Source organism: Mesorhizobium sp. M7A.F.Ca.CA.004.06.1.1, from assembly GCF_003999135.1.
Taxonomy (GTDB): Bacteria; Pseudomonadota; Alphaproteobacteria; order Rhizobiales; family Rhizobiaceae; genus Mesorhizobium.
This window is the reverse complement of the sequence record NZ_RZPQ01000550.1, coordinates 1-4,027: the sequence shown is the minus strand read 5'-3', so window position 1 is coordinate 4,027 and position 4,027 is coordinate 1. Positions and strand designations below refer to the sequence as shown.

3 protein-coding genes and 1 pseudogene are annotated in these 4,027 nt (G+C 62.6%); 1 reads left to right on the top strand and 3 read right to left on the bottom strand.

All coding sequences use genetic code 11. The annotated features are described in order from the left end of the window. The coding region (locus EN906_RS25515) for a glycerate kinase (RefSeq protein ID WP_164777351.1) at positions 1–802 on the top strand (802 nt) is incomplete at its 5' end. Between the two features lie 62 nt (positions 803–864). On the opposite strand, the gene EN906_RS25510 is transcribed toward EN906_RS25515, so the two are convergent. From EN906_RS25510 to EN906_RS25500, 3 genes and pseudogenes are all read right to left on the bottom strand, one after another. After that, on the bottom strand, positions 865–2,322 hold the full coding sequence (locus EN906_RS25510) for a UdgX family uracil-DNA binding protein (RefSeq protein ID WP_127266495.1): 1,458 nt from the start codon (positions 2,320–2,322) through the stop codon (positions 865–867). A gap of 2 nt (positions 2,323–2,324) precedes the next feature. Then, positions 2,325–3,560, bottom strand: coding sequence for a putative DNA modification/repair radical SAM protein (locus EN906_RS25505; protein ID WP_127266496.1), 1,236 nt, complete (start codon positions 3,558–3,560; stop codon positions 2,325–2,327). A gap of 86 nt (positions 3,561–3,646) precedes the next feature. Further along, positions 3,647–4,027, bottom strand: a pseudogene (locus EN906_RS25500) (glutamine synthetase); the annotation flags it as partial.

The window sequence follows — 4,027 nt, the reverse complement described above, 5'->3', positions numbered from 1 at the left end:
GAACACCATCCGCAAGCACCTTTCCACCATCAAGGGCGGCAGGCTGGCAGCGGCCGCATGGCCGGCCAGGGTGGTGTCGCTGATCGTCTCCGATATTCCCGGCGACAATCCGGCAATGGTCGCCTCCGGCCCAACCGTACCGAATACAGGCAGCCGCGCCGACGCGCTGGCCTCGATATCGGCCTATCGCATGAAACTGCCGGCCTCGGTGATGGCGCATATCAATTCGCCGGCCGCCGATGCGCCAAGCCCGGACGACGAGCGTTTTTCGCGCAACGAGGTGCATCTGGTCGCTTCGGCCGGGGTATCGCTGGAAGCCGCCGCTGCGGAAGCGAAACGGCAGGGTGTCGAGGCCGTTATCCTCTCCGATGCCATCGAGGGCGAAGCGCGCGAGGTGGGCGGCGTCCATGCCGCGATCGCGCGCGAAGTGGCGACGCGCAACCGACCATTTTCGAAGCCGGTGCTCATCTTATCGGGCGGCGAGACAACCGTGACCCTGCGGGCGAAAGGCAAGGGCGGCCGCAACTCGGAATTCCTGCTGGCTTTCGCCATAGGCATCAACGGCGTCGAAGGCATCCACGCATTGGCCGCCGACACCGATGGCATCGACGGTTCGGAAGACAATGCCGGCGCCTTCGCCGATGGCTCGACCGTGTCGCGCATGCGCTCGGCCGGTGTCGATGCCAAGGCCATGCTTGCCGGCAACAATGCCTGGACGGCCTTCAACGCGGTTGGCGATCTCTTCGTACCCGGCCCGACCGGCACGAATGTCAACGATCTCAGGGCGATTCTGATCAGGTAGCTGAAGCAATTCCAGGAAAAGTGTGAAGCGGTTTTCCGTCCGGAATTGCGAAAACAGACTGATCAGGCGGCCATCAGCCGCTTCACCAGCTTCATATCCTGCAGAAACCGTTCGCGTTCAGCCTCCTTGTCCGCGGACTCGCGGATGCGCAGAATGAAGGAGGGATGGATGGTGATGAACACGCGCAATCCGTCCTCGCGCTCGATCACTTGTCCGCGCATCTTTGTCACCGGGATCGCCTTGCCGAGCAGCGACATCGCCGCCGTCGCGCCGAGTGCCACGGCGAGGTTCGGCTTGATCAGCTCGAATTCCTGGTCGATCCACCAGCGGCAGGCCTGAATCTCACCGGAATTCGGCTTGGAGTGGATGCGGCGCTTGCCGCGCGGCTCGAACTTGAAGTGCTTGACCGCGTTGGTGACATAGACCTTTTGCCGATCGACACCGGCATCATCCAGGATCGCATCGAACACCTTGCCGGCCGGACCAACGAAAGGTTTGCCGGCGAGATCCTCCTGATCGCCTGGCTGTTCGCCGACGAAGATCACCTTGGCATTGTCGGGGCCTTCACCGAAGACGGTCTGCGTCGCGTCGCGCCACAGCGGGCAGCGGCGGCAGCCTTTCGCTACCTCACGCAACTCGGGAATCGTGTCTGCATCATCTTCCGGTGCTTCGGCGGGCTGCTTCGGCCAATGCCGTGCCTGCACCTTGGCGTGGTGCGGCGCGGGTGTTGTCGGCATCTTCGCAATCATGTCCTTGGCGGCCTTGTCCGCTCCTGCGATCATGTCTGGAATGAGCGAGGCCTCGGGAAGGTTCCGCCAATATTTCTTCGGCATCTCCTTCTGCATGGCTTTCACCTTCAGCCGTGCCGGGTTGAAGATGTTCTCGAAATAGATGCGCCACAGCGCCTCGGTATCGTCCTGATCAGGCGCATCGCCCTTGGCCGCGCCCGGCCCGATCGCCAGCCTTTCGCCATCCCAGTCGGCGGAGGCATAGGGCGTCAGGATCGTCCAGCGCATGCCGGTGAAACGCCTGACGAAGAAATCGGCGTTGCGCTCGACGATGAAATGATCCGGCTCGAACCAGGCGACATAGCGCTCATCGGCACCGTCGCCGATTTTCCGGAAGCGTACGAAGGCGTGCATCTTGTGGCTGTCGCGCCGCACCGCCTTTTCCATGGCCTCAAGCCGCCTGGTGTCGGGATCCGACGCGATTTCCAGCAGTTTAGGCTCATCGCGCAATCGCCAAAGCATGCGGTAGAGAAAGGCAAACCGGCCGGGATCGGAATGACAGAACGCCGTTTCGGCATGCCCGATGAAGTCGCGCGGCACGGCGAGTTGCGCGCCCGCAGGCACTTCAGGCAATTCTGCCTGATCGGAGCCCGGCGCGACATGCCAGCCGACGTCCTCGGGCCTGACCTCATTCAGGGCCAGCCGCCGTGCCGCGTCACGCCAGCCGGCAAAATCCGTCTCGCTGTCGAGCCGTACACTGTATCTGGCGAGATCAAGTTCAGCTGGCCGCATGATCAGAACAACGATAATTGTTCGCAGGAGGGGGCGATCCTGTCGCGCAGGCCGGCCTTGTCGGTCAGCGCACCAGGCGACCAGCCTTCGGCGATGATGAACGGCCTGAGCTTGGCGATCGACTGGCAGACCCGCCCGACATCCTCGAGCCGCATGCGCCGATGCCGGCGCGTCTCCAAAATCTTTGCCACCACCTTGGTGCCGAGACCCGGCACCCGCAGCAGAGCTTCGCGGTCGGCGCGGTTGATGTCGACCGGAAACTGCCCCCGGTTGCGCAGCGCCCAGGCGAGCTTCGGGTCGATGGCGAGATCGAGCATGCCGTCGCTGCTCCCGGCGAGGATTTCCGGCTGCGAAAACCCATAGAACCGCATCAGCCAGTCGGCCTGATAGAGCCGGTGTTCGCGCATCAGCGGTGGTTTCAGCAAGGGCAGCGACGATGACGAATCCGGAATCGGGCTGAAAGCCGAGTAATAGACGCGCCGCAGATGATAGCTGCCATAGAGCCGCGCGCTGGTGTGAAGGATGCCGTCGTCGGATGTCTTGTCGGCGCCGATGATCATCTGAGTCGACTGGCCGCCCGGCGCAAAGCGTTCGCGCTTTCTGGTCTTCAAAGTCGGCTCGGCCTTCTCCTCCATCTTCTGGCGCAGCCTGGCCATGGAAAGCCGGATTGTCTCCGGCTTCTTCTCGGGCGCCAACCGCTTCACACCCTCGTCGGTCGGCAGTTCGACATTGATCGATAGCCGGTCGGCATAAAGCCCTGCCTTCTCGACCAGTTCCGCCGAACTTTCCGGGATCGTCTTCAGATGAATGTAGCCGGAGAACTTCTCCTCCACGCGCAGTCGGCGTGCCACCTCGACCATCTCGCCCATGGTCTCGTCCGGCGAGCGGACGACGCCCGAGGACAGGAACAGGCCTTCGATATAGTTGCGCCGGTAGAAGTCCATGGTCAGCTTCACCACCTCGTCGACGGTGAAACGGGCGCGCCGCACATTGGACGACGAGCGGTTGATGCAATAGCTGCAATCGTAGATGCAGAAATTGGTCAGCAGGACCTTGAGAAGGGAAATGCAGCGGCCATCCGGCGCATAGGAATGGCAGATGCCCATGCCCTCGGTGGAGCCGATGCCGCCTGATTTCAGCGAGTCCTTTTTCGCTGCACCGGAAGAGGCGCAAGAGGCATCGTATTTGGCGGCGTCGGAGAGGATCGCCAGCTTTTCACGGACGGTAAGTGCGCTCATCTGTTCATGATATGTTCTAAACAGGAGATCCGCTACCTCATTTGATGGAGGCGGCGAAAAAGTGATCGCCGCCCATCATGAATCCATCAAACCTCGTGCAGATAGAGGTGGTAATCCAACTCGCTGACCGTGCGTGCCACCCGCAGATATTCGGACTGTTTGATCGCCACGAAGGTCCGGTGCAGGTCCTCGCCGAGCGCGTTCTTCAGGAAGCTGGACGTCCGCGCCGCTTCGATCGCGGCGCGCCAGTCGACAGGCATGGTCGTGCGCGTGACCGCTGCCTCATAGCCGTTGCCGGTCGTTTCGGGTCCCGGATCGAGACCTTCGTCCATGCCCTTGATGATTCCGGCGAGCACGGTTGCGGCGATCAGGTAGGGATTGGCGTCGACGCCGGACGGCCGGTGTTCGATGCGCCGGTTCTTGGCGTCGCCGGCCGGCACGCGCAGCGCCACCGAGCGGTTGTTGAC